The following is a 26148-nucleotide window of genomic DNA, read 5'->3' on the forward strand; positions in this document are numbered from 1 at the left end:
TTAAACTGAAACTACTTGAATTTCCGGATCAATACGCTTGACCATACTTTCAATAGCGTATAATGTACCGCTGGTAGCCGTAGGACAGGTTCCACAGGCACCCTGGTAGTGTACCTTCAAACGATCACCGTCGAGTCCCAGGATCTTTAATCCACCGCCGTCGGCTAACAAATACGGACGTACCTGTTCGTCCAACATCTTATTAATCTCAATCAGTCTGGGGTCGTCAGATTCCTGAACTTCTTTCGTTGCATGGACCTCATCATCTTCCACGGCATCCGTCTGTGGAGTAGCCTCACGAATCGGCGGTGCCAACTGACGCAACAGTTCAGACCATACCGCATCTCCATCCTGTGTTACCGTTACATATTTATCAACAAAATAGACATTGATAACATGATCGATTGCAAATAATGAGGACGCCAGCTCATTACCTTCGGCATCTCCAGCATTCTCAAAAGATTTAGTAACTCCATTTGTAAGCGGTTCTCCCAATACAAAGCGCATAGCATCGGGATTTGGTGTACGTTCAATTTCTTTGATCTTAGGCATAACAGTAAAGGCTAATAGCTTATTAATTGTTCACTATTTAGAACGAATATAAATATAATCTATTGCAATTCACAGTTCCAATTAGTGTATATCAAAAGGTTTTTAAAAAATCGTTTTTGCTTTCTTAATCCCTTCTACTAACCGGTCGATATCTTCCCTGTTATTATAAAAGGAAATTGAAGCTCGGGCTGTAGCGGGCACGTTGAATCGACGCATAGCAGGTTGCGCACAATGATGTCCCGTTCGGATTGCAATACCCTGTTGATCCAGGATAGTACCGATATCCGTGGCATGGATATCATCAAAAACAAAAGAGAGTACTGATGCCTTCTCTTCTGCTGTTCCTATAATGCGTAAGCCGTCAATAGATAAGAGTTGTTCCGTTCCGTATTTAAGGAGCTTCTGTTCATATGCAGCGATATTTTTCATTCCGATACCATTCAGATAATCGATCGTCTCTGCAAATCCAACACCGGCAACAATTGGAGGCGTTCCGGCTTCAAATTTGTGAGGGATAACATTAAATGTTGTTTCCTCAAATGATACTTTATCAATCATATCCCCCCCGGAGCGATAGGGTGGCATCTCTTCCAAATACTTCTTTTTGCCGTATAAAATGCCAAATCCGGTAGGCCCACACATCTTGTGAGCAGAGAAAGCGTAAAAATCTACGTCAAGCTCCTGAACATCCACAGGACTATGCGGAACGGCTTGTGCCCCATCAAGTAATACCGGTATATCTTTCTCATGAGCAGCTTCTATCATCTTTTTCACGGGATGAACCGTGCCGAGAGCATTGGAAACATGCCCCATAGCAACAATAGCAGTATCCTCATTGAGCTTATCCAGGTATTCTTCCCAAATAAGCTCACCGGCATCATTAACCGGTACAACTACAACTTTGGCTCCCTTTTGCTTGGCAATAATTTGCCAGGGAACAATATTAGCATGGTGCTCTATTTCAGATATGAGGATTTCATCCCCTTCTTCAATAAATCGTGCTCCAAAACTATGAGCAACGAGGTTTATACCATCGGTTGTACCCGTTGTATAGACAATCTCTTCTTCATGCTCGGCATTGATGAATTCCTTCACCCGTTTTCGAGCTAATTCATAGGCATCTGTTGCTTCTTGGCTGAGAGTATGAATACCACGATGAACATTAGCATGCTCGTTTCGGTGGTAGTTATCCATGCGGTCAGCCACACAAGCCGGCATCTGGCTTGAAGCTGCATTATCAAGATATACTAAAGGGTTACCTTTCACCTGCTGACTAAGCACATGAAAATCTTCACGGATCTTACTAAAATCCGTCTTCTCTTCTGATATTGATGGTGCAGCTTCTGCCATGATATTTTATACCGCTAGTTCAGAGTCAAGCTGACGCTTGGTAAAGTTACGAACTTCTTCTGCCAAGAGTTCTTGAACAGAATCTACTGAAATGTTTTCAATGGTCTCTAATGCAAATGCATAAATCAGCAGTTCTCGTGCCTGTTGTTCATTAAGTCCACGACTTTTTAGATAAAACAGTTCGTCTTGCTCTAACTGTCCTACCGTTGCACCGTGGGTACAAACGACATCATCGGCAAAAATCTCGAGCTGGGGCTTGGTATTCACCAATCCTTTGCGAGAAAGCAACAGGTTTCGATTTTCCTGGAAGGAATCGATCTTCTGGGCATCTCTTTGCACAAATATTTTGCCGTTAAAAACGGAATGCGCTTTGCCGTTTATTACACATTTGTGCAGCTGGTGACTCTCGGCATGAGAAAAGCGGTGATCCATTACGGAATGGGTATCAGAAACTTGGTCTCCATCGATCAGTACCAAACCGTCAACAGTAAATTCAACCTCTTCATCACGCTGGGAAATACGCGGCTCGTTTCGAGAAAGCTTTGCTCCTCTCGTAATGGTGTACGATTCATAGTCCGCATGCTTTGCTACAAAGGCAGCAGTACGCGCTATATGGATCGCTTTTCGGCTGTCGCGCTGGATCTTAGTATGCTTAACATGTGCCCCTTCTTCCAGGTTAACTTCTACAACAGGCAGGTTAAAGTACTTGTTGTCAGCAAGACCAATATGATCTTCAATAACCGTTACCTCAGAATCCTGTTCTGCTGCTATAACCGTTCGGGGTGTGGCAAAATAATGCTCTTCCGCATCAGTCTGGATATTAAGCAGGTGAATGGGGGTATCCACTGTTTTCCCTTCCGGAACATGGATAAAAGCACCATCCTTTAGGAAAGCACTATTAAAGGCAGTAAACACATCATCTTCAAAATTATTCTGTGCATACGTATTCAGATGCTCCTTTAACAATTCATTATCCTCTGCTGCCAGTTGGGCAATATTACCGATAGTAACATCGTCCGGGAGTGCTTCCGTAGTGGAATGCGCCTCGGAATAGGATCCGTTGATAAAAACCAGTCGAGACTGTTCACTTTCCGGCAGGTAATGTTCGCTAAAATCAGGAACTTCCACATCCAGTTCAGAAGCCAGCTCGTAAGAATCCCGGTACAGGTCTCGTAGGCTGATATACTTCCAATCTTCCAGTTTCTTTGTGGGAAATGGTGTATTGCGAACCCCTTCTGCCCCTTTCAGGCGTACTTTATCGAGAAATTGAGACTTCCCGTTTAAAGAACCTTGAAAGTTGAGTAGATCTTGTAAAAATGTGCGTTCTTTCTTTTGCTTCACTTTAGCCATTTGATTATTGCTGTTCTCCATTTACAGATGCAGTTGCAGGTTCAATCAACCAGTCATAGCCTTGCTCTTCGAGCTTAATGGCAAGATCTTTATCACCGGATTTTGCAATCTCACCATCGATCATAACATGTACATGATCTGGGGTAATATAATCAAGAATACGCTGATAGTGGGTTACCATCACGACGGCGTTATCATCGTCAGCGATCTGATTAATTCCGTTGGCTACCGTCTTAAGGGCATCAATATCGAGCCCGGAATCGGTTTCATCCAGGAACGAAATTTTTGGATCCAAAACAGCCATCTGAAAAATCTCGTTACGCTTCTTCTCTCCACCACTAAAGCCGGCATTAACGCTACGCTCAATGAATTCCGGCTTCATCTTTATAAGATCAAGCTTTTCTTTGGCATAATCTTCGAACTGCAGCGGGTCAAGCTCTTCGCGCCCCTGTTCCTGAGCGATTGTATTATAAGCCTGGCGCAGCAAGTTCTTATTTGTAACACCGGGTACTTCTACCGGATACTGAAACGCAAGGAAAAGTCCTAAGTGAGCCCGTTCATCTGCCTCAAGCTCTAAGATACTTTCTCCTTCAAACAAGATGTCGCCCTGCGTAACTTCATACGCTTCATGTCCGGCAACAACTTTGGAAAGGGTACTCTTACCACTTCCGTTGGGGCCCATAATTGCATGAACCTCTCCTTCGTTAATTGTCAAGTTTACACCTTTGAGGATTTCCGTTCCATCCTCTTCAACACATACATGTAAGTCCTTTATTTCTAGCACGTTACCTTATTCCTCTAATATTATTTTTAGATTTAAAAATGATCTATATGATGATTAGCCGACGCTTCCTTCAAGCTTGATACCAAGCAGCTTGTCAGCTTCAACAGCAAATTCCATCGGCAGCTCTTGCAACACTTCTTTACAAAAGCCATTAACGATGAGCGAAATTGCATCATCCTCATCCATACCGCGCTGCTGTAAGTAAAAGATTTGATCTTCGCCTACCCTGCTTGTTGAAGCTTCGTGCTCAACTTTAGCAGTTGGGTTCGCCGATTCAATATACGGGAAGGTATGCGCTCCACAAGTCTGCCCAATAAGCATTGAGTCACAGACCGAATAGTTTTGTGCATTTTCTGCCCGGGGACTAATTTTAACGAGTCCGCGATAGCTGTTATCAGATTCACCGGCAGAAATACCTTTTGAAATAATGGTACTCTTCGTGTCTTTACCCACATGAATCATTTTAGTGCCGGTATCGGCCTGCTGGCGATTATTGGTTACCGCTACAGAGAAGAATTCTCCGATAGAACCATCACCCTGCATTATTACACTGGGATATTTCCAAGTAATAGCTGAACCCGTTTCTACCTGAGTCCAAGAGATCTTGGAATTATCACCGCGGCAATGTCCCCGTTTAGTCACAAAGTTAAATATACCGCCCTGCCCTTCTTCATCGCCGGAATACCAGTTCTGAATGGTAGAGTACTTAATTTCGGCATCTTCAAGTGCAACAAGCTCTACAACTGCAGCGTGCAGCTGATTCTCTTGATACATTGGAGCAGTACAACCTTCAAGATAGCTCACATGACTATTATCTTCACAAATAATGAGTGTGCGCTCAAACTGCCCTGACTGCATATTATTGATACGGAAATAGGTAGAAAGATCCATAGGACATACCGTATCTTCCGGCACATACACAAATGAGCCGTCAGAAAAGACTGCCGAATTTAATGCAGCATAGAAGTTATCTCCTTTAGGGACAACAGATCCCATATATTCCTTAACGAGTTCAGGATGATCCTGAATCGCTTCTGAAATAGAGCAAAAGATTACTCCCGCCTCGGCAAGTTTCTCTTTGAAGGTAGTAAAGATAGACTCACTATCGAATACCGCGTCTACAGCCACACCTTGCAGCTGCTTTTGCTCTTCAAGGGGAATACCCAGTTTCTCATAGGTTTCCAGAATTTGGTCATCTACTTCATCCAGACTCTCTGGCTTTTTGCCATCCTTCTTCTTGGTAGAAGAATAATATTGAATTTCATCAAAATTAGGCTTCTCGTATTCAACATTGGGCCAGTCGGGCTCTTCCATCTGCTTCCATTTTTCAAAAGCTTCCAGACGGAACTCTAATACCCATTCCGGTTCATCCTTGCGACGAGATATTTCCCGGATGATATCCTCATTAATACCTTTTGGAAAATCTTCATATTCCACATCGGTGGTAAAACCATACTTATACTCACCACCAACCATGGATTCAAGTGCTTCAGTTTCACTCATAAGTTGATATCTGCGGTAATATTTATAATGTATTGTAGTTGACTAACAAAACGTCAGAACAGTGTGCGACGCTCAGAATAAAGGGACGGTGTGATACTTGGAATTACAGCCCTTACCTCTATAAGACACTTTAGAGACGCTTTCTGTTCCGAGCACGGAATATAAACAAACTTACTAGCAAGTTAAACTTATTTCGACGAATAAGATTGACTGTTTTTTTTGCTACTCACCTCCCAGAAAATGAAGATAATACCCATCCAAAACCAATAGAATGATACTATTTGCCGAATAGGTAAAAACTATTTTGCCCTATCCTTTATTTCGGCCCAGCCCCTTTTGCTAATTCTTTGATCTGGTAGAGATGTCTTTGGCTGTGGTATATCACAAATACAATCCATTCGACCCGAGTTAAATATCCAAATATGGGATGTTCAAAAGCAACAGCGCGTTGTGTCAAATCCTGGGTCTCTATCAGGCTGGTCATACGCTGGCGAATATCTTGCAAGGTCGCAAGTATATCCTCTTTATCCTTTGATTGATCATCAGGAACTATGGGTTTTGTAGCCTGCATTTTGGATTCAAAATCTAATAAACGCTTTTTCATGATGGGAATATATTGCTCGGGGGCACGGTCTGCTTTCTGCCCCTCGGATGTAAGTACACGTACCGTACCACCTTCTACCTTTACAAGATGTTCTGCAACCTGGCCGGCGCTCCATCCTCCTTCCGGGGGTTCGGTATTAAATTCACTATCAGGAAAGGTCGAAATGGTGTGTAACAAAGAATCACTGCTTGCCTTGAGTTTTTGACGCAGGGTGTTTTTTTCCATAGTATGACCGAGATAACGTTATGGCAGACAATTGGCTCCTCATCTTAAAAAGTAAGAATAACGTTTTACGATGAGTCAATAGCTTGAACAAACATTATGTATAACAAAATTATTGACGTTATGAAATGGATTAAAAGTGCATTTTCGGGATTAGCAGGCAGCTTTGTGATGTTTATTATTATGATGGTTGGTATCCATGCAACGGGATTTGCCCCATTCAACACCCCGCCTTCGGCTGCTTTCTTACACCAATTAGGATTGAATATTGGCCCCCTGCCCCTGATTGTGCATTTCGGATACGGAGCCTTCTGGTCGGTGGTTCTGTACTACTTTTTTAAAGAAAGTGTTAGCATTAAAGAGGGCATCTATCTTGCTCTTGCGCTTTGGGGCGTAATGATGCTCATCTTAAGTCCCATCATCGGCTGGGGATTTTTCGGTTTTGGCGGTGCCGATGAACTTGCTGCTGATGCTCCCCTATATCTTGAAAGCGGGCCCAAATACCTCATAATGACGCTCATCCTTCATCTTATATATGGTGCCATTATCGGCTGGGGAAATGCTCAAATCGGGACCTCCGAATAACTACGAACTGTCCATCAATATCGCTACACAGGCAGCATTTACAATATCTTGCCAGCTACAGCCACGCGAAAGATCCATCATTGGTCGGGCAAGACCCTGAAGAATGGGACCTGTTGCTCCGGCACCGGCTAATCGTTCGGTAATTTTATAAGCAATATTTCCGGCATCAAGATTGGGGAAAATAAACACATTGGCCTTCCCGGCCACCTCCGATCTCGGTGCCTTTCTTTTTGCTACGGATGGTACAAATGCAGCATCAAACTGTAGCTCTCCGTCAATGGCCAGATCGGGATCTTTTTGTTTTGCAATAGTGAGAGCATCTGTTACTAACTCGGTACGTTCATGGCGGGCGCTCCCTTTGGTAGAAAACGACAACATTGCAACTACTGGTTCATCTTCAGTTAAGAGCTCATGGGTTCGGGCCGATTCAACAGCGATGACAGCCAGTTGCTCTTTGTCCGGATAGGGTACAACACCACAGTCGGCATAGGTAAGTACCCGACCATTTTGCAGAGCCATCAAGAAAGTACTGGATACAATACCGGTTCCCTGGCGAAGACCAATAGTATGAATAGCCGCTCGAATTACTTCTCCAGTAGTTGCAACGGATCCGGCTACACATCCGTCTGCATCCCCCTGGGCTACTAAACTCCCCCCCAGGTATAACGGATTCTCCAATGCTGATGTCGCCTCTTCCCTGCTAATTCCTTTGTGTTTGCGCCGATTATACAGATGGGTTACCAGTGTTTCATTGATCTCATCAGGGGGATAAAAAGAGAGCCTATCGGCTAATGCTATCCCTTCACTTTCTGCCCGGGCAGTAATCTCTTTTTTACGGCCTACCAAAATTACCTCACAGATATTCTCTCTGGCCAGATAGGCACCTGCTCGCAGCACTCGGTGATCCCCTGTTTCCGGTAATACGATTTTCTTATTTTTTGAGGCTGCCCTGCCTCGAATACGGTCAATAATAGAAGCCATTATATCAATAATAAAATTGCGATTACTGCAGCGGCAATGCCTCCCCATTGTTTATAAGAAACTTTGTCGTTCCAAACCAATAGCCCCAGGAATGTGCCGCCCAAGACGTTTAAAATATTTACAATAGGATAAGCAATAGCTCCACTGATACCGTCCAATGCATAAATTAAAAAAATTGAGGAATACAGGTTAGGAATTCCGATAGCCGCCCCCAGCAGTAGTTCTTTTTTCCTGATCAAAGGTCTGCTCCGAAGCACGCAGAGCACAAGCCCAATCACAAAGGCACCGGCAAAAATCATCCCCATAAAAGTAAGCTCGTTGAGATTCGTGCTAAACTCTTCATTGTATATTTTCAGGGAGGCATCCGCAAAACCCGAAAGCACAAAAATAATAACCAACAGCCAGGATGCGCTTATGCTCCCTACCTTCACCGAATTTTTCTTTGGGATTAACAATCCCATTGCCCCAAAGACTAATAAAACACCCAAAATTTTAAGAGCACCCAGATATTCAGCATACAAAAAAACCGATATCAATACAGGAATAAGCAACGACAGACGCATAGCAGCAATGGTAATACCTACGCCATTGGTATGCACCGATTTTCCGTAAACTACAAAGTTACCGATAAAAAAAGCTCCCACGATGATACAGAAAAATACCAGGAATGAGCTTTGCGCCAATGGAGCTCCCCCGCTCTTTTGTGATAGCCCTACACTAAAGGCAAAAATAGCAGCCACCAGGTAGTTTACGGTAAGTGTGTTAAGTGTTCGAAGCTTTTTAACTTCAGTCAGTTTCAATAAATGGGCAATAGCAAGGGAACATACTGAACTTAAAAGAAGGTAGAAGTAGGCCATTAGTTCTCTGCTAAATCTAACTTTGTATTGCCCAGTAAAAGCGGGTCTTGAGGCCGGTCGTGCAGTTTGCGAGCTGTATATGAGACATTTCGTTCGAGATATTGATAAATCTCAGATAAATCGGTTGTCCTGTTTTGTAAAGCTTTAGCAAAAAAATAGGGTAAAATGCGGTGCTTTTTACCACTCCCGGACTGAGAAATATAAACCTGGGATTCTTGGTTGAGCTGGCTACCGAATAATACAGCCCAGTTATCATCGTTATCCAGATTTTGAATACTGCTTTCCAGAATTCTCTGTGTTTTAATTACCGATATATTATTGGTCAGTGATTGGCTAAAATCGACATCGCTCAATATTACCGTTTGTGCTTTGGTAAGATTAGAAAGGGTCTTAAACAGGCTATTTAATTCTATCACTTCCTGCTTATTACCCTTTTCCCCATTTACGCCCAGAAACGTAAGTTGACTGTTTTTGTCGGCCCCATTTACTTCACCATATCCACTGATATACACTGTAAGCTCAGTACTGTCATTTGCTACAGAACCCATCGTAGAAAGGACCTTATGTAAGGTATCCGTATCAGCTATCTCTCTGAGGTCAAAAATATTCTGGGGTTTATATCCCAATGCTGTTTGCAAGTACGTTTTCATAAGTCGTGCATCGCGGTGGGCATATCTTCTTTCTTTGTACTGCCCGGAATAATTTTTGTTAGTGATGATAAGAGCCATCGCATTTTCTTGGGGTGCTCTCAATACCGGAATGTTTGTTTCAACATCTACCTCCCCGAACGGTAACCTTGGTACAGTCACCACTTGATCTTGCTGATTAAAGTCGGATGACCTCCATACAATTTCGGCATCCTGCCGGGATATATAGTGTTCTGAGATACCATACAATACTCGATACCATTCTTTATTCTCGGTGCTCGCAATTTTCACCTGGCTCCCTTCTACTAAATCGGCAACGATATTATTGCTCGTTGTTTTATCGGCACTGTTCCGCAGCGACGTAATTCGGGTAGTAACCTTTGCATAGGGTTCAAGGATGTCGGAAACGGGAAAGGCATAACTATATAACGAGTCCTGAAATTGAACAGTAATATCGACCCGGCCCGGCTGGCTGCCTGTTATAAGCTGATTATTTAACAACTCTGAGAGTGGTATCTGAAGCTGACCATCAACAATAGAACGAATTTCCTCGTTGCGCACCGTGGAATCCCGGTACTGGATTGTTACATAGGCATCTGTTTCCAAACTTTGCTCAACTGTAACAGTATCTGTTCGTACAATGGTACCCGATTTTTTTAAAAGCCTTTCTTCTCCTGTAGCACGTGGTTCTCCCACGGGTTTCATATTTAAAAACCCAGCTGCAACCATAACCGAACCAACTGCATTAAGCGTCCACATTCTTGTTTGGGATCGGTTTTTACTAATGGCAGTAGAATTTGCCGCTATAAAGGCAAGAGCCGCACCGCTGAGACCGGCGGCAATAAAACCCGGCCTCAATTTATATTTTTGAATATTTCGCCGAGCAAGCACCCTTTGGTTATACCGATACTTGGTACGTGACATAAGGTTTAGAGTAAGTGCCGATTCTGAGGGTTGTACTTTTCCCACCTGCATCAAAAAGCGATCCTGGTTAATAATTTCAGGATCTGATTCATCTATAGCATGCTGATCCTTAACGGTCCAGCGGGCACTGGTACAACCCATAAAACCGTACCCCAGCACTGCAATAAATACTATGTGAGTAAATAATTTCACGAAAATATTATAGTGATATAACAGCTCCTATCCCGAGGACACTGCGAAATTTAAAAGATTCTTCATTAACCGGGTGTGAAACCCAAAAAGGAATATCATATCGGATCATCAATCCTCTCGGTTTCCCAAGGTAATCAGGAATATTGAGAGTAAACATAAAACCAAGTCCTGCGTCAGAAAGTAATCTGTCTTCTTCTAAATCAGTAACTCCCAGTGAAGTACCGCTATCGAAGAACACATATGACCGCAAATCGAGAAAACTGCCGACCACAGGAATATCATCAATAGCTTTATCCAGGGGATTCGGATAATCGAGTTCTAAATTTAAGGTCGAAAAAGAGGTCAATAAGGGGGCAGCTCCATTGTTAAGTTGATCCACATTTTGTTGCAGATATCCTCGTATATTTCCTGCCCCTGTAACTTGTACTACTCCGCTTTCTAACCAAGACGGTGGCATGGTACCACGAGCCCTTGTTAATCCTTTATCCATCCATCTGCGGGCGGTTTTAAGACCGGGCATAAACAGGTATTCGGGAGCTGTTTGTTCGGTTGCAAACCCGGAATACAGTTTGCTATACAGTGTAAACGAGGGCGAAAGCTCAACCTTTTGCTGAAATGAGACCCCTCCTCGTAAAAAAGAGTCGTATTTGCCTCCCATATTGGCATCAGCATTAAAAGACAGTACATACCTGCCGGGACTATTATCGGCAGTCATCGTAAAATCAAAAGTCGTAAGATATAGCCAGTTTGTTTGCCAGAGCTGAGAATAAAGCAGATAGTCCTTATCAAAACGATGCTCCGTTCTAAACCCGACTGCTAATTCTTTGTAGTTTTCTTCATTAAATCCATTTTGCCAGCGTTTATTGAAGGCAAATCCATGCTGTTGAAAACCGGTTCTAAACAAACTTTCAATCTGTATGTTTGCCTCGCTTCCAAAATCCGAAATAGCATTGATCGGTTCTGTAAACGATATATAATATGAAACAGGGTTTTCGGGAAATTTAGTGCCTACCCAAAAACCAAGATTCAACCGGTGCGGACCATCTCCAAAGGTACCTGCTTGCTGGCCTCGCAGCCTGCCTCCAATTCTTATGCCATCTACACTGTTGTACCACAGATCGGGAGCCGGTAATAACTCATACGATGACTGAGCTACAGCTTTTTGCGATCTGCCGCAAATGCTCAAAACAGCCAGTAGTAAAGCAAATAGTACTAAGTAAACCTTTCGGGAATTCAAATTATCCACTCGCTCAAAATTTTATTATTTGTTACAATCGATGATACAAGCTTCAGCAAACGAGCTTGTTCGGGCCAGCTAATATAGGCTTCAATTTCATCTTCTGAAATCCAAATATAGTCGATATGCTCGTGATTAAGCTCAATCTTTTTATTTGGATCTAATTCGACAGCAAAAGCAGGTATCTGCAAAATAGTATCGGAATGGGGATCGTAAAATTGGTTCAAAGACGGAATAGCCCAGAAATGTTTCGGCTGGCCCCCAGTTTCTTCTTCCAATTCACGTTGAGCAGCCTCTGTTGCTGTTTCATTGCTTTCTACCTTCCCACCTATCATGCGCCATTGACCGGCATAAATAACGTCATCTGCCCGTTTTAGAAGTAATAGTTTAATATCCCCATTTTCTTTGCAGTACGGATAAACATCAACCAGCTCACTCATCTATATGGGCGGTATCCTTTAGCGCTTTCTTTTTAAAATAGTCAAAGGTTTTAAGCAACCCTTCCCGGCGATCATATGCCGGTTGCCAGTCAAGAACCTCTTTGGCTAGTGAGATATCAGGCTGACGAACCTGCGGATCATCCTTGGGCAACTCTTCAAAGGTGATTTCACTGTCAGACTCTGTTAGTTCAATTATTTCTTTGGCAAACTCTAGTATGGTTATCTCATCCGGGTTTCCAATATTAACAGGTTCAACATGGTCGGACTGGGATAACCTCCATACCCCTTCTACCAGGTCATATACATACATAAAAGAGCGCGTTTGCGAACCATCCCCATATACTGTCAACGGATTCCCCCGCAGTGCCTGCCGCATAAAGGTGGGCAGTGCCCGTCCATCATGAATACGCATTCGGCTGCCGTAGGTATTAAAAATTCGAACAATACGGGTATCTACGCCATGAAAACGGTGGTAGGCCATCGTCATCGCCTCAGCAAAACGCTTGGCTTCATCATACACACCTCTAAACCCAATGGGGTTAACATTGCCCCAATAATTTTCTGCCTGGGGATGGGTTAGCGGATCGCCGTATACCTCACTGGTAGAGGCCAATACAAAACGTGCATTTTTCGATTTTGCTAATCCCAATGCTTTATGGGTGCCCAAAGATCCTACTTTAAGAGTCTGGATCGGCATCTCCAGGTAGTCTATGGGAGAAGCTGGGGATGCAAAATGCAGAATTAGATCTAAATCTCCACCAACATGAATATAGTTGGTAACATCATGATTGATGAAAGTAAAATTATCATTACCGATGAGGTGAGCAATATTATCGGCACTGCCGGTACTAAGATTATCCATGCAGATAACCTCATATTCTTCCTCAATAAATCGGTCACAGAGATGAGAACCAAGGAACCCAGCTCCGCCAGTAATGAGAACGCGTTGTTTTTGAGTGCTATTTTTTGTGTTATTAGTTATCAAAATGCTGTGAATCTTATTTTTAGTTATGAGACGGCTGACGACGGACGGCTGTAACTAGGAATCAGCAGTAATTTGTTAATCATCAACTAAATAATCAGTTTTTTCTTCTCCAACATGATTGCTCAATGAATTTCTCATCGCTTGAATACGAGCCGCCAAGTGATTTGCTTCTTGATAAAGAGTGCTCAATCGTTCTTTTTCTTCATCAGTTTTACAGTATTTTCTTCGTTTTATTATGTGAATACATGCAACTGTCTCAAGAAGAGAGCGCAAAGCAATACCGAGGAATCGGCTCTGTTCTTTATCTGTTTGTCCAGTTGAGCCTTCAGCAATATTTAAGGAGACAGAAGTTGCAGCACGACGCAATTGGTCAGATAGATTATACCTTTCTAGTTTTGGTAATGCCCCTGCTAAATCATAAGCCAAATCGACATAGTCCACTGACTGCTGCCATATTTCTAGCTTTTCAAACTTAAAAGCCATGCTCATTCAAAGTAATTGAAGAAAAAAAGATTACATATTACATACTTATTACCTAGCTACCTAAAAATCGTCGGTCGTCCGTTGTCCATTTGCCTTTTCCCAAACAACCAAAATAAGATTCCTTACTCTGCCGGTTCAGCTTTTGGGGTATTTACTTCGGGACGTCCCACACTGATGTAGGTGATACCCGCTTTCCGTGCCCGGTCCAGATCGTAGAGGTTGCGTCCGTCAAATATGACTGGCTGCTTCATCTCGTCCGCAAAATTGTCGACGGTGGGCCGGCGGAACTCGTTCCACTCGGTGCAGATCACCAGCGCGTCAATGTCATCTAAAGCTTCTTTCTGGTTATGCACAAAGGTGGTGGCCTCAAGCACGTCTTGGCTGGTCGCCTGTTTGAAGGTGCCGATGGCCTCGGGATCGTACGCAATGAGTTTGGCGCCTCTGCTGACCAGCTCCTCGGCAATATATAGTGCCGGGGCCTCGCGGATATCGTCGGTCTCGGGCTTAAAGCTCAAGCCCCACATCCCGAAGGTCATACCGCTGAAGTCGTCGGTGCCGTAGTGAGCTTCCATCTTACGGACGATCGAGGTTTTCTGCCAGTTGTTGACCTCCATTACCGAATCCACAATCTTAAAATTGTAGCCGTGCTCCCCGGCCGTATGGTGGATCGCCTGCACATCTTTGGGGAAACAACTGCCCCCGTATCCAATGCCCGCAAACAGGAAGCGCTTGCCGATGCGCGAGTCGGTACCGATGCCACGGCGCACATTGTCGACATTGGCGCCGACGCGCTCGCAGATATTGGCAATTTCGTTCATAAAGGTAATCTTGGTGGCCAGCATGGCATTGGCCGCATACTTGGTGAGCTCAGAGCTGCGGGTATCCATCGTAATAATGGGATTGCCCGAACGTACAAAGGGTTCGTAGAGGGTGGTCATCAGCTCGGCCGCGCGTTCGCTGTTTGCCCCGATAACCACACGTTCGGGTTTCATAAAGTCGTCGACGGCGGCGCCTTCGCGCAGGAATTCGGGGTTGGAAACCACATCAAACAGTTCCTCAGAGGCCTCCTCGGCTATCGCATCGCGCACGCGATCAGCGGTGCCTACCGGCACGGTCGATTTATTTACAATGACCGTATAATCCTCAAGCAGCGGTCCTATTTGCCCGGCTACACTCATCACGGCCGACAGGTCGGCTTGCCCGTCACCGCCCGGTGGGGTCGGCAGGCACAAAAAGACGATATCCGCCTCCGTTACCGCCTGTTCCATCTCAGTAGTAAACCGCAAGCGTCCCTCGCGGATACTGCGGGCAAAGATTGGCTCCAGGCCCGGCTCATAAATCGGGACATTCCCCTCTTTGAGTTCAGCAACCTTCTGTTCATCAATATCTACACATGTTACATCATTACCGGAATCGGCGAAACAGGTGCCGCTGACCAGTCCCACATAGCCGGTGCCTATTACTGTTAAATTCATCTACTTATCGTTCAATATTTTTAACTTCTAGTTTAAGAGTACCGGCCGGAACCTCTACTTCAACAATGTCATCAATTTCAGAGCCGAGGATTGCCTTGCCAATAGGAGAATCAACAGAGATTTTATTCTCCTTAAAATTAGCTTCATCTTTAGAGACTAACGTATATTTCACTTCTTTATCTACTGTGTGATTATGAATGGTCACCGTAGAAAGTAAGTATGCCTTGTCAGTTTTAATATCTTCCTCATCAAGTATCCGAGCATTAGCCAAGGCATTTTCAAGTTCGGCAATGCGTTTCTCAAGCATACCCTGAGCTTCTTTAGCCGCGTCATATTCTGCATTTTCACTGAGATCTCCTTTGGCACGAGCCTCCGCGATCTCTTCGGCTATTTCTCTTCGCCCACGTCCTTTCAGATCTTCAAGCTCTTCTTCTAACTCTTCGTATCCTTCACGTGATAAATAATTCTTTTCCACGACGATCAAAGTTTAATTCGAAATATATTTTAAACCACAAAAAATAAATGCCAGCCAAAAGCTGACATTCTATTCATTACAATGTGACATAAAATACCATGATTAAGACTCTTATACCAAATATAAATTTTAGCTTCCTCACTATTGGAAACAACAATTTTACCTTATGTAGGTATAAAAATAAATATATTAATCCATTGTCTTATTATTAGAAGCCCCCATTCCCATGCCTCTAATCAGGTTACAAATTGCCTGCAGAACTTTCTATTTTATGCCAGCTTATTCAAAATAACCTGAACTTCCTTTTCAGTTCTCCTATGACAAAATTAAGCACAAAAGAAATCCTTAAACAGAACCTGGATCGACAAGTCCCTGGCAAGCTTTCAAACCTTAAAATATTGCTGCACAATGTTCGAAGCATGCATAATATAGGAGCAGCCTTTCGCAGTGCCGATGCTTTTGGTATTGATCAAATATTGCTCTCAGGCTTCAGCCCTACCCCACCACGCCCGGAGATCTCCAAGACAGCTATTGGCGCCGAAAAACATGTTGAATGGGAATATATAAAGGAATTACCTGCCAAAGTTACTGCGCTTAAAGATAACAACTACCGGTTCGTAGGTCTTGAGCAAACAACAGACAGTATTTTATTACCTAACTATGCATTGCCTGAAGATCAAAAAATTTGCATGGTGTTTGGTAATGAAGTTACCGGTGTGGATGACGATATACTGAATTTTATTGACGATTTTGTAGAGATACCGCAATATGGCCATAAACACTCGCTCAACGTTTCTGTAACCGTGGGCGTAGCCTTGTATGGATTTCTGCAAAAATATTGGACTTAAGATTCAGGATGCAAGATGCGAATTTAACTACCCTCTCCCAGCTCACTACTCACAATCTCATAGTCTCACAGCTCACAGTCCCATATCTCACTACTCATATCTCTTAGTCCTATCCTCTCTATATCCCAGCACGTCACTCGAGGAGCCCGCGACGAGGATGTATCAAGTCAGACTACAGGCACACTCCCATACTAAGTCCCCCTGCCATAATACCGATTGAGACTCCTCACTACACTCGGAGTGACAACGAGCGGGGAAGCATTAATATCACCTTGTCGTCACCGGCAGCTTCACATACCAGGCTATACAACAAAACCCCAACCCCGTCAAGTCACTCCGAGGAGCCCGCGACGAGGAGTATCAAGTCAGACTACAGGCATACTCCCTTACCAAGCCCTCTTGCCATAATACCGATTGAGACTCCTCACTACACTCGGAGTGACAACGAGCGGGGAAGCATTAATATCACCTTGTCGTCACCGGCAGCTTCACATACCAGGCTATACGACAAAACCCCGCCCCCGTCAAGTCACTCCGAGGAATGCCAATGACGAGGAGTATCAAGTACAGAGTACCGGCAAGCAGCTTCTGCACAATTGTGATGCTATACGGGGATGTTACCGAAATGCAGGCCTGCCCGGTGGATCAGGTAACCCAGTATTTTTATCACCGCCTGTCAGTAATATGGCTCCAGCTGTTACAGCTGCAGAAGTACCTAGCCCCAAAATGATCAACCGCTTATTTCTTCTAAGAAAACCCGGTTTCGCCTTCTCATGACGATCTTCCATCACCTTCAGCGATGTAAATTTTTGTTGGCTATAGCTAAAGGTACCAAGCCGGGGTACTGCTAGTTCTGTAACTGGCGACAAATCCACCTCTAAGTACCCCGTATCAAATGGTGTATCTTGCCATCTACGTACTGGAACCCGGACTCCATCCCTAAGGTCAAACACCATTGCTACATACCCTTTATCGAAATAATTTTCCGACTCCCATTCCTGGAAAAAAGTTACCACAAACACATCATCAAATGGCGGTAACTCATACACGTTGATATTGTTATAACGAATCTCAGGATTGGACTGCTGACTAGCAACATTTCCTGATACCAATGTTTTATGCCTGGTAACTGCATACTGATAGTATGGGCCAAACGTATCGTTATAATAATAGCGTGCAATTTTACCTACAACTACATAAGCATCATCTGTCAAAAATTTGGTAACCTTGACCTTATCACCTTCTACCAGAGCATTTTGAAAGGTTTTAAGTTGCTTTATCACTCTTCGCCTTGCTTCAGGTGTGGCTTTAACCTTTCGGTCAAAAGCTAACTGATAATTCTTAGCTGCTGATAACAACTCAACACCTATCAACTGGGCATCACTATCAAATCGCAATGCTAAAATCTGATGTTCCAGGGTATCAGTTTTAGCTGTCTTTACAAACATATCTCGGATTTCATAGGTCCCGTCGGGCAGCGTAAGCATATGAATGGTATCTGCCAACCGAACTTTAGTAATCCCCATTTTATCAATCGCCTGGTTTAACAAGCCAATCGCAGGGTGATCACCATCCAAAGTCAAATCCTTCCAACTTTTGGGATGATTGATTCCATCCCTGATATCAGATATATGCTTAGTAATGGAATGAGCCGCACTATTTGCCGGATCGGCCTTGAACTCAAAAGCTGACTCTTGTCCCAAACAAGAATGAGGCAGTACGGCCCAGCAAAATGCAATGAATCCGATTACAAAAATTGACTTATATAACTTCATCGGTTGTATTCTATTATTGATTTTCATTTTTCATTCCCTATTTAATCAAGACCATCTTCTTAGTATGCAGTTTGCGGCCCACGATCAATCGATAGAAATAGGTACCACTGGCTAAACGCCGGCCGTCAAAATTAACTTGATGCCATCCTTCTTTCAGACGCTCATTAACCAGTGTCTTCACTTTTCTTCCCAGTACATCAAACACCTCAAGCGTCACATCACTCTGTTTTTTAATACCAAACTGGATAGTTGTAGTCGGGTTAAAAGGGTTCGGGTAATTTTGGTTCAGAGTAATTTTCTGAGGTATCATGCTGTCTTTTACCTTCTCAAGTTCAGCGGTGGTTCCTATATATACTTCAAACTGTTTTCTTCCTTCAGCAGACATAAACGGATAAGTTTCTCCGTTTCGAAGTATTTTGGCACGACCCTTTTTGGCTTCGGTAACCATCACCGCAATATTATTATTGAGGCCCGATATCTTGGGAGTCCATTTAACGATGCCTTTTTTATTGGCTTTTATTTCTATCGTATAATGCTTGCGATCCCGATCAAAGACATCCCCTACAGTATGCAGTAATTTTTTGCGGTTAGATTCCTTCTTATTTACAATTCCTGCTCCAAACTTGCTGAGCTTCAGGGGCGGCATATATTTGGTATGCCTATTTTGCTCACTCTGTTGTGCATCGTATACCATATGCACATTGGCAGGCCGTTTTTGCCCCTTCATTTTAACTTCAAGTGTGATTTTTGCCGGCTTTGATGAGAGCTTTTTGCGCTCTGTCTTTTCTTCCTGTTCTCGTTTATTGATGCTGGTATAAGGAATTTCTAACTCAACTTCTTTTCCTTCATCATTATACACGTAGTAAGCGAAAAACGGCTTTAGCTTGTCGCTTTCATAAAAACTGCCATCATATCCAAAAATAGCGAAGTTAGTCTGGTTATATTTTTGAACATCTTCCCAATTAACCGTTCGGGTAAAGGGAGTACTAATTATACACCAGCCCGGCTGCAGTGTAATACTGTACGTATCTTTCTTTGAAATGGGAACAGGTTGTATTTTGCCTCCTACGGTAAGGGCCTTTTTACTGAGCACCCAATATCCTTTTCCTTCGCTGAAGGTTAATGGATTATTTTCTGAGTATTCAACAAGATAATCCTCTTGTTTTCCATTGTCGGAAAATACCTTCCAATCTTTGCCATATTCCCCTTCAAAGAGTTCATCTACCGGAACATCATCACCACCGGGCAAGCCCACTAAGCGGTAATCATTAGAATCAAAACTTCGGCTATTACCTTCAGAAGAAGACTCCTCACCAAAAGTAATCTGTTGCTCAGGTACATCCTCCTCTTCCGGGGCATGTGTCTTAAACATAAAGGCTGAACTGTAAGGACTGGTACTGCCATCGCTTTCTACACGTACATGCCAATAATATGGGGTATCGGTAGCAAGCCCTTCCAGATTTAACGAGGGTGATTGTACAAGTGTATCAATTGCAACATTTTGTAGCTTATCATCCGTCGCTACTTTTACTCGATATGAGGTATTTTCGTACCCACTTTGCCAAGCCAATTCCGGTGCAATGCTAATATCTTTCTCCTCGTTTGCAGGGAATGTTAATGCCGGAGGGTTGGCAACGGTCATAAAACTTCTACTGTCTGACCAATCTCCATTTCCGGCACTGTTCCAGGCCCTTACGCGCCAATGATATTTTGAGTAATCTGCGACGTGCCCATCTAAAATGAATTCTTCAGAGGTAATACTTTTATCAGAAGCTACGAGATCTGAGAATCCGGAATCATTTGATATCTGTATTTCATAAGAAGTAGCACCACTCACGGTCTCCCAACGGAGCGTTCCATCGAGCGGAAAACTGCCATGTTGATCTGCCGGAGCTTTGAGTGTTACTTTGGCCGGAATAACAGGAAGTGTTATAAACTGGAAGGTTGCTGACCATTGCCCTTCTCCCCCTGCATTCCTACCGCGAACCCGCCAGTAATAGGTCGTTTCCCGGTCTAATTGGCTGGTTACACTTATTTCTGTTGTTGAGATATTATCTTTGTCTATGATGATCTCTCCCTGTCCAAAAGATTTGCCCGTAGCTAGTTGGAATTCATAATTAGCAGTACGTGCAGCGTTATTCCAGGTCAATGTAGGTTGCAGATCTATATCCTTGCTTTGGTCAGCCGGGCTATCCAGGGTAACTTGCGCTGGAGCTTCAGGAACAGTAGTAAAGCTATTCACCGTTGACCAATCTCCGTGAACCCCCAAATTTATACCTCGAACACGCCAGAAAAACGTTGTACTGCGTGCCAAATCAGCTGAAGGCTGGAATTTCGTATCCCCCGTAATAACATTATTTATTACCATATCTCCGCTCCCAAAAGAGTTAGCAGTGGCAATTTGAATTTCATACTTCTGCGAAATCATCTCTTTTTGCCATTCAAATACCGGTTGCACCTTCACATCCTTCACTGCATCAGCCGGGCTCGATAACACAACCTTATCCGGTACTTCAGCCGAAACCTCCAAATTAAACGAAGTGCTTACTGTTTCACCTGACTGATCTTCAGCCGTTACTTGTACGGTGTTTTTGCCGACATCGGTAGCCGTTGCAGTACCGCTGATGACGTTGTTATTGGCATCAAAAGTAAGTCCATCGGGCAGGCCGGCAACCGACAGTGTTAAGACATCGCCGGCATCTACATCATCAAATGCATCTGTAGGTATGGTAAACTTATAGGATTGATTCTGGATCGTAGTTTGATCAGCAATACCCGCATCAACAATCGGCGCATCATTAACATTTTGTACCGTCAGATCATATGCCGGTAAGCTGTTTGATCCTCCATTTCCATCTGAAACTGTAATGGTGATATCCTTATAAACGCCTACATCTTCATTGAGCGGAGTTCCGGAAAGGGACCCGGTTTGTTGATCAAAGGCAAGCCAGCCAGGCTTATTCTGGATTGTAAATGAAAGGTCATCCCCCTCCTGATCACTGGCCGAAGGCGTAAAGCTATAGGCAGCATCTTCATTTACCGTCTTGTCTGGCGTACCACTAATAACCGGCTCGTCATTAACAGCATTAACAGTTAGGTCGAAAGAAATAGACTGCGACAGCGAACCGTCAGACACAGTAAGTGTAACAGTTGTACTACCATTCTGATAGTCAGCAGGATCAAGGGTAATCGTGCGATTGCCATCACTTCCACCGACCGTAATATTGGCATCCGGCAAAAGCGTTTGATTGGAAGAAGTAGCCGTAATATTCAGTTCACCAAAAGTATTGTCAACATCTGATATTGTAAATGAAATAGCATTCGTAGCGCTGCCTTCATCAATTGTTTGATCCTGAACAGTGGTAATGGTTGGCGATTCATTGACCTCATTAACGTTAATTGTAATCGCTTGAGAAACAGTCACAATCCCGTCATCTGCCTCTGCTGTCACCTCATAACTATTATCAGTATTATCATCAGCCGGAGATTCATAATCGGGCGCATTATTGAAGGTTATTTCACCACTCTGCGCATTAATGGAGAACAGCCCACTGTCAGTTCCGGAAAGTGTGTAACTAATATTTTGATCCGTACTATTGCCCTCCCCGTCAGTAGCTTCTACATCTAATACCGTTCCTGTGCTATTCTCATCAAAACTGGAGGTATTATTTGAGCTAATGATTGGTGCATTGTTATCAGTAATAGTTATACGTGTATCCGTGCCATCATCTGCGACCACAAGTAAAAACCCCTCAACACCGGGCGCATCAACAATAATATCATCAGCATTTCCAAACCCATCTTGGTTCAGATCTATTTCAAGTTGGTCCGTTGTAGTACGTATGGTGGCCGGATAGGAAAAGCCTGTTTCTCCTTCTAATACAACCGTATTTCCATCAGCAGCATCAGTAATGGTATCGCCGTCTAATTCTTGAGCTGTTCCCCGGACCTCATCAGCCCCATCTCCCAACGTGATGGTATCGTTGCCTTTTCCGGGATTGATAATATCATCACCGGTACCACCCACGAACTCTTCAGCAGCATTCCGGCCATTGAATGTATCACTCCCAGCTCCCCCTTCAACTGCACCGGTTATAGTTCCTGATTCTGCGGTAAACGTATCATTACCATCTCCAAGTTTTACTGCAGTACCGTTGCCGCCGGTAAGATCTCCGCGGTTTATAACCGTATGATCTGCACTACCCAGCTGTAGCGCCGCATTATTTGTACTTTTAAGCGTTCCACCGGACTTATTGACCAGCGTACCGTTTATAGCGCCATCTATGCGAAGTGCGCTACCCGATACAGCCGTTATGGTGCCGGAGTTTGTAACATTTCCGCTAATGTCCTTTGCAAAGTACCCGCCATAAGTTTCTCCTGTGATTGTACCGCTGTTCGAAAATATACCATTCATTGCGGTCCGGATGTCAATGCCCGTTGCTGCACCGGTGATCGTCCCGGTATTGGTAACGTCCCCGTCAATGGTAGAGGCTTGATCTATAAGTATAGCCTGGTTGGTTGCGGCCCCAAAGTCATTTCTGATAAGCCCGTTATTTTCAAAGCCATTGGTCAGCGTTGTATTCTTTAAATAAAGAGCCGAAACCGGATCTACTGAACTGCCCTGTCCCTGCTCCAAATCCCCGTTATTGATTATTTTTTCAAATGAGCTGCCATCGGAACTGAAAATATACGCCCCGTTGGTGCCGGTACGGGTAACTCCTGATGCCACTTCCAGCACCGCATTGACCTGCCGCGACTTGCCGGAAACAAAGATCTGTTCAGAGGATGTTTGCGGTTGTTTGATACGGATGGTATCGAGACTGCTGGATTCTACCTGTGCCAGTCCAACGGCCTCATACACATCTAATCCACCACCGTCGGAGCGCTCTTCGGCTTCGGATTTGCTGTCAAAAGAGTCTTGAGAATCTCCATCTACAATAAATGTTTCGGCCAGATCATTTAGATTCACCGTAATAGATTGGGTGACCGACTGATTAAAGGTGTCGGTGGCTTCCACGATCAATGAAAATGTTTGTGCCCCTTCATAGTCCAGGTCGGATGCATCATCAATCGTTACTTTCCCTTCAGTATCAATAGCAAAAGCTGAATTGCCATCACTGTCGTAATCCTTGTTTCCTGCACTGATTGCATACGTCATATTGGCATCTGCAGCTCCGCCGTCCCCATCCTTGGCATCACTGTCAGTAATAGACGTTCCGGACGCCGTATGTTCATCAATGGTCTTGGTAACATCACTGGAAACCATGATGGGGGGATTCCCGGCCAGGTTCACAGACACCGTGGAGGTACTACTGGAAAGTCCGTCATTATCGGTGACAGTAACACTTACTTCTCGGCTAAACACTGATATGGGGCTTGCTGTATTTTTATACTGAATTGCCCGTAACAGATCCTGTACTCGAGCTAAGGTAGCATTAGCGTTTAAGTTGACTCTAAGATCATTACCAACCGCAATATCATTTACCAAGGTCCCAACTGTGGTGCCCCCCACACTTACGTTACTTCCGGCCGTAGTTCCGGATACCGATACAGTTCCCCCGGTATTCAATTGTAATAAATCTTCTGAAGCATCCGCATTCGCCGATACGGTTACAGTCAAGTTCCCGCCGTTTAAGCTGGCCGGGGTATCAGCATCAGAAAGGGTGGCATTACCCCCGTCATCAAGGGTTACCGCCGAGCCACCGACTTCAAAATCTACGGTGTCCCCGTCTATATTACCTACAACCGGCGGATTGCCTAACGTCATTGAAAAGTCAGCAGTTACATCCTGATCCCCGCCATTAGCAGTTCCGTCATTGTCAGAAAGGGTCAGCGTAAAGGTTTGTGTACCACTGCCTGCTGCAGCTGCCCATCGCAGGTTTCGAGTAATTGTCTGTATACGGGCAGACGTTGCATTCGCATTAAAATTGAAGGTCAACACATTTCCTCCCTGGCCGTCATTAGTGGCATCCACGGTTCCTACAGCAGTCCCACCGACAGCGATGGTCTCTCCGGCAGCTATCGTAGCATCTCCATTGGCCGTTACATCCGTTCCATCTACACTAAAATTCCCATTGGCAGTATTATTATTACCATTATCTGTAATCGTTAAAAAGCCACTATCATAATTAGGTGAATCCACATTAGATACGGTTGCATCCTCTCCATCATCTATATGAACAGCATTACCGCCCGCCTGTACCCCCGCATTATTACCGCCAAGATTGGCTAAAGCCGGAGCATCATTAACTGCTGTTAAGCTTACGGTAGAACTAAGTGAAAGTGCCGCTGTGTCATCACCCCCGTTGGCCGTTCCTCCGCTGTCAATAATCTCTGTAATCGTAGCTGTACGGTTTGATCCTGTTGTGGGATTATCTGAAGCATTCCGATAAGCCAGGTTATCCACCAGAGTTTGTAGCTGACTTGCACTCAGCGTAGCTCCACTAAAATGTACTGTTGCTGTGGAAGCACCCACACTTACATTTGTGCTGAGTGAGTTAGTAGCCGTAGTAACCGAATTGCCATCAGTTAAAGAGATATCACTGCCATCCAATCGCAAAATTTCATCAGTGCCGTCAGCTATATTAGATACCGTAAGAGTAAATTCGGTAAATGTCTGCCCCGACTCAATCGCAGAAGCAGTAATACTGTTAAAAAGATTAGCTCCCGGGGTTCCTGCTCCTTCTATAAAGGTTGGATCTGTGCCCGTAGCAGTCAGGATTGGCTCATCGTTGACCCCATCTATATCAAGGTTCACCGTGCCCAGAGTAATATTCCCGGAAGTCCCGTCATCAGCTTCTATACTGATGGTAGCCGCATCATCTCCAAATGCATCTGTATCACCGGTGTATTTGATGTTCGTACTGGTGCCCAGATACGTATTAATATCTCCGGGAGCACCGGCCAACGTAATTTTAGTGGCACTCACCTTCGTTGTGGTTACCCCGGATCCCACTCCCGATCCATCGGCAAGACTGCTAAAGGTACCAGCCGAAACGGTTAGCGTTACCGTCAGATTATCCCCTTCCACATCTGCGAAGGTCGCAGAAGACAGGTCTACATTACTTTCGGTATCTTCGGTCACCGATACATCCGAGGGCAGCCCGCTTAAGGTGGGGTTATCATTGACCGCAGTAATATCAATATTCGTATTTCCAAAAGAAACATCCCCAGACCCATTCCCGTCATTGGCTTTTACCGATATCGTGGCCGCATCATTACCATTAACATTAGAATCTCCGGTGTATTTGATGTTAGCAGGGGTATCCAGATAGGTATTGATATCTCCGGGAGCACCGGCCAACGTAATTTCAGTGGCACTCACCAGTGTTTCGGTTATCCCTGCTTCATCAACGGGAGCGCTAAACGTACCCGCTGAGGCGGTAAGGGTAACTGTTATGTTATCCCCATCCACATCCCCGAATACCGAAGAAGATATATCTACGTTGCTTTCGGTATCTTCGCTCACGGTGACGTCACTTGGAAGCCCCGAAAGAGTTGGGGCATCATTGACGGCGGTAATGTCGAGGTTCACCGTTCCCAGAGACAGGTCCCCCGAACCGTTTCCGTCGTTGGCTTCCACACTGATCGTAGCGGCATTGTCTCCGCTCGCATTGGAGGCACCAGTGTACTTGATATTCGAATTGGTATCCAAGTAGGTGTTGATATCACCCGGGGATCCGGCCAACGTAATTACCGTAGAACTCACCTTCGTTGTGGTTACCCCGGATCCCACACCCGATCCATCGGAGGGACTGCTAAAGGTTCCTGCTGAGGCGGTCAAGGTAATCGTCAGATTATCCCCCTCCACATCTGCGAAGGTCGCAGAAGACAGATCTACATTGCTTTCGGTATCTTCGGTCACCGATACATCCGAGGG

General features: G+C 44.4%; 19 protein-coding genes. 2 read left to right on the forward strand and 17 right to left on the reverse strand.

Features of this window, described 5'->3' with window-relative positions; translation table 11 throughout:
* From G3569_RS12095 to G3569_RS12120, 6 genes are all read right to left on the reverse strand, one after another.
* Positions 1-552 (reverse strand): NifU family protein, encoded by a 552-nt coding sequence (locus tag G3569_RS12095; RefSeq protein WP_165269473.1) that lies wholly within the window; start codon positions 550-552, stop codon positions 1-3.
* A gap of 102 nt (positions 553-654) precedes the next feature.
* Entirely contained in the window at positions 655-1902 is a 1248-nt protein-coding gene (locus G3569_RS12100) for a cysteine desulfurase (RefSeq protein WP_165269475.1), read from the reverse strand.
* Positions 1903-1908: 6 nt separating this feature from the next.
* Positions 1909-3252: a Fe-S cluster assembly protein SufD gene (gene sufD / locus G3569_RS12105; RefSeq protein ID WP_165269477.1), complete on the reverse strand. Its 1344-nt coding sequence runs from the start codon at positions 3250-3252 to the stop codon at positions 1909-1911.
* Between the two features lie 4 nt (positions 3253-3256).
* Positions 3257-4036 carry a Fe-S cluster assembly ATPase SufC gene (gene sufC / locus G3569_RS12110; RefSeq protein WP_165269479.1) on the reverse strand — a complete coding sequence of 260 codons (780 nt, stop codon included), beginning with the start codon at positions 4034-4036 and terminating at the stop codon, positions 3257-3259.
* A 54-nt stretch (positions 4037-4090) separates the two neighbouring features.
* Positions 4091-5539, reverse strand: a complete 1449-nt coding sequence (gene sufB, locus G3569_RS12115) for a Fe-S cluster assembly protein SufB (protein WP_165269481.1) — start codon at positions 5537-5539, stop codon at positions 4091-4093.
* Positions 5540-5855: 316 nt separating this feature from the next.
* Positions 5856-6368, reverse strand: coding sequence for a DinB family protein (locus tag G3569_RS12120; protein ID WP_165269483.1), 513 nt, complete (start codon positions 6366-6368; stop codon positions 5856-5858).
* Positions 6369-6488: 120 nt separating this feature from the next.
* Between G3569_RS12120 and G3569_RS12125 the strand changes: the two genes are divergently transcribed.
* A complete protein-coding gene (locus G3569_RS12125) occupies positions 6489-6950 on the forward strand; it encodes a hypothetical protein (protein ID WP_165269485.1) in 462 nt (153 codons plus the stop codon).
* Here G3569_RS12125 and pta read toward each other — a convergent pair whose 3' ends face one another.
* From pta to greA, 9 genes are all read right to left on the reverse strand, one after another.
* Positions 6951-7931, reverse strand: a complete 981-nt coding sequence (gene pta / locus G3569_RS12130) for a phosphate acetyltransferase (protein ID WP_165269487.1) — start codon at positions 7929-7931, stop codon at positions 6951-6953. It abuts the gene before it with no gap.
* Positions 7931-8788, reverse strand: coding sequence for an EamA family transporter (locus G3569_RS12135; protein WP_165269489.1), 858 nt, complete (start codon positions 8786-8788; stop codon positions 7931-7933). The genes pta and G3569_RS12135 overlap by 1 nt, the downstream gene beginning before the upstream one ends.
* Complete coding sequence (locus tag G3569_RS18960; protein WP_165269491.1) at positions 8788-10551, reverse strand: caspase family protein; 1764 nt, start codon at positions 10549-10551, stop codon at positions 8788-8790. Before G3569_RS18960 ends, G3569_RS12135 begins: the two co-directional genes overlap by 1 nt.
* Positions 10552-10558: 7 nt before the next feature.
* A complete protein-coding gene (locus tag G3569_RS12145) occupies positions 10559-11797 on the reverse strand; it encodes a BamA/TamA family outer membrane protein (protein WP_165269493.1) in 1239 nt (412 codons plus the stop codon).
* Positions 11785-12228, reverse strand: a complete 444-nt coding sequence (locus G3569_RS12150) for an NUDIX hydrolase (RefSeq protein ID WP_165269495.1) — start codon at positions 12226-12228, stop codon at positions 11785-11787. Before G3569_RS12150 ends, G3569_RS12145 begins: the two co-directional genes overlap by 13 nt.
* Positions 12221-13213 (reverse strand): UDP-glucuronic acid decarboxylase family protein, encoded by a 993-nt coding sequence (locus tag G3569_RS12155; protein WP_205720180.1) that lies wholly within the window; start codon positions 13211-13213, stop codon positions 12221-12223. Before G3569_RS12155 ends, G3569_RS12150 begins: the two co-directional genes overlap by 8 nt.
* A gap of 75 nt (positions 13214-13288) precedes the next feature.
* Positions 13289-13696, reverse strand: coding sequence for a four helix bundle protein (locus tag G3569_RS12160; RefSeq protein ID WP_165269497.1), 408 nt, complete (start codon positions 13694-13696; stop codon positions 13289-13291).
* Between the two features lie 122 nt (positions 13697-13818).
* The gene (locus G3569_RS12165; RefSeq protein ID WP_165269499.1) at positions 13819-15171 is read right to left on the reverse strand and encodes a UDP-glucose dehydrogenase family protein; all 1353 of its coding nucleotides are present in this window, start codon (positions 15169-15171) and stop codon (positions 13819-13821) included.
* Positions 15172-15175: 4 nt separating this feature from the next.
* Positions 15176-15646: a transcription elongation factor GreA gene (greA, locus tag G3569_RS12170; protein WP_350356560.1), complete on the reverse strand. Its 471-nt coding sequence runs from the start codon at positions 15644-15646 to the stop codon at positions 15176-15178.
* A gap of 248 nt (positions 15647-15894) precedes the next feature.
* Here greA and G3569_RS12175 point away from each other — a divergent pair, with 248 nt between their 5' ends.
* Entirely contained in the window at positions 15895-16494 is a 600-nt protein-coding gene (locus tag G3569_RS12175; protein ID WP_240894700.1) for a TrmH family RNA methyltransferase, read from the forward strand.
* A gap of 617 nt (positions 16495-17111) precedes the next feature.
* Here G3569_RS12175 and G3569_RS12180 read toward each other — a convergent pair.
* Together G3569_RS12180 and G3569_RS12185 are read right to left on the reverse strand one after the other, a co-directional pair.
* The gene (locus G3569_RS12180) at positions 17112-18269 is read right to left on the reverse strand and encodes a hypothetical protein (RefSeq protein ID WP_165269503.1); all 1158 of its coding nucleotides are present in this window, start codon (positions 18267-18269) and stop codon (positions 17112-17114) included.
* A gap of 37 nt (positions 18270-18306) precedes the next feature.
* Positions 18307-26133: a putative Ig domain-containing protein gene (locus G3569_RS12185; protein WP_205720181.1), complete on the reverse strand. Its 7827-nt coding sequence runs from the start codon at positions 26131-26133 to the stop codon at positions 18307-18309.
* Between the last annotated feature and the right edge of the window lie 15 nt (positions 26134-26148).

Source organism: Fodinibius halophilus (assembly GCF_011059105.1).
Lineage (GTDB): Bacteria > Bacteroidota > Rhodothermia > Balneolales > Balneolaceae > Fodinibius > Fodinibius halophilus.

Excerpts from the sequence above, each read along its gene's own strand:
- G3569_RS12160 (WP_165269497.1), bottom strand. The coding sequence starts at position 13,696 with ATGGCTTTTAAGTTTGAAAAGCTAGAAATATGGCAGCAGTCAGTGGAC.
- G3569_RS12100 (WP_165269475.1), bottom strand. The coding sequence starts at position 1,902 with ATGGCAGAAGCTGCACCATCAATATCAGAAGAGAAGACGGATTTTAGT.
- pta (WP_165269487.1), bottom strand. The coding sequence starts at position 7,931 with ATGGCTTCTATTATTGACCGTATTCGAGGCAGGGCAGCCTCAAAAAAT.
- G3569_RS12120 (WP_165269483.1), bottom strand. The coding sequence starts at position 6,368 with ATGGAAAAAAACACCCTGCGTCAAAAACTCAAGGCAAGCAGTGATTCT.
- G3569_RS12165 (WP_165269499.1), bottom strand. The coding sequence starts at position 15,171 with ATGAATTTAACAGTAATAGGCACCGGCTATGTGGGACTGGTCAGCGGC.
- sufD (WP_165269477.1), bottom strand. The coding sequence starts at position 3,252 with ATGGCTAAAGTGAAGCAAAAGAAAGAACGCACATTTTTACAAGATCTA.
- G3569_RS12125 (WP_165269485.1), top strand. The coding sequence starts at position 6,489 with ATGAAATGGATTAAAAGTGCATTTTCGGGATTAGCAGGCAGCTTTGTG.
- G3569_RS12180 (WP_165269503.1), bottom strand. The coding sequence starts at position 18,269 with ATGAAGTTATATAAGTCAATTTTTGTAATCGGATTCATTGCATTTTGC.
- G3569_RS12150 (WP_165269495.1), bottom strand. The coding sequence starts at position 12,228 with ATGAGTGAGCTGGTTGATGTTTATCCGTACTGCAAAGAAAATGGGGAT.
- sufB (WP_165269481.1), bottom strand. The coding sequence starts at position 5,539 with ATGAGTGAAACTGAAGCACTTGAATCCATGGTTGGTGGTGAGTATAAG.
- G3569_RS12095 (WP_165269473.1), bottom strand. The coding sequence starts at position 552 with ATGCCTAAGATCAAAGAAATTGAACGTACACCAAATCCCGATGCTATG.
- G3569_RS12135 (WP_165269489.1), bottom strand. The coding sequence starts at position 8,788 with ATGGCCTACTTCTACCTTCTTTTAAGTTCAGTATGTTCCCTTGCTATT.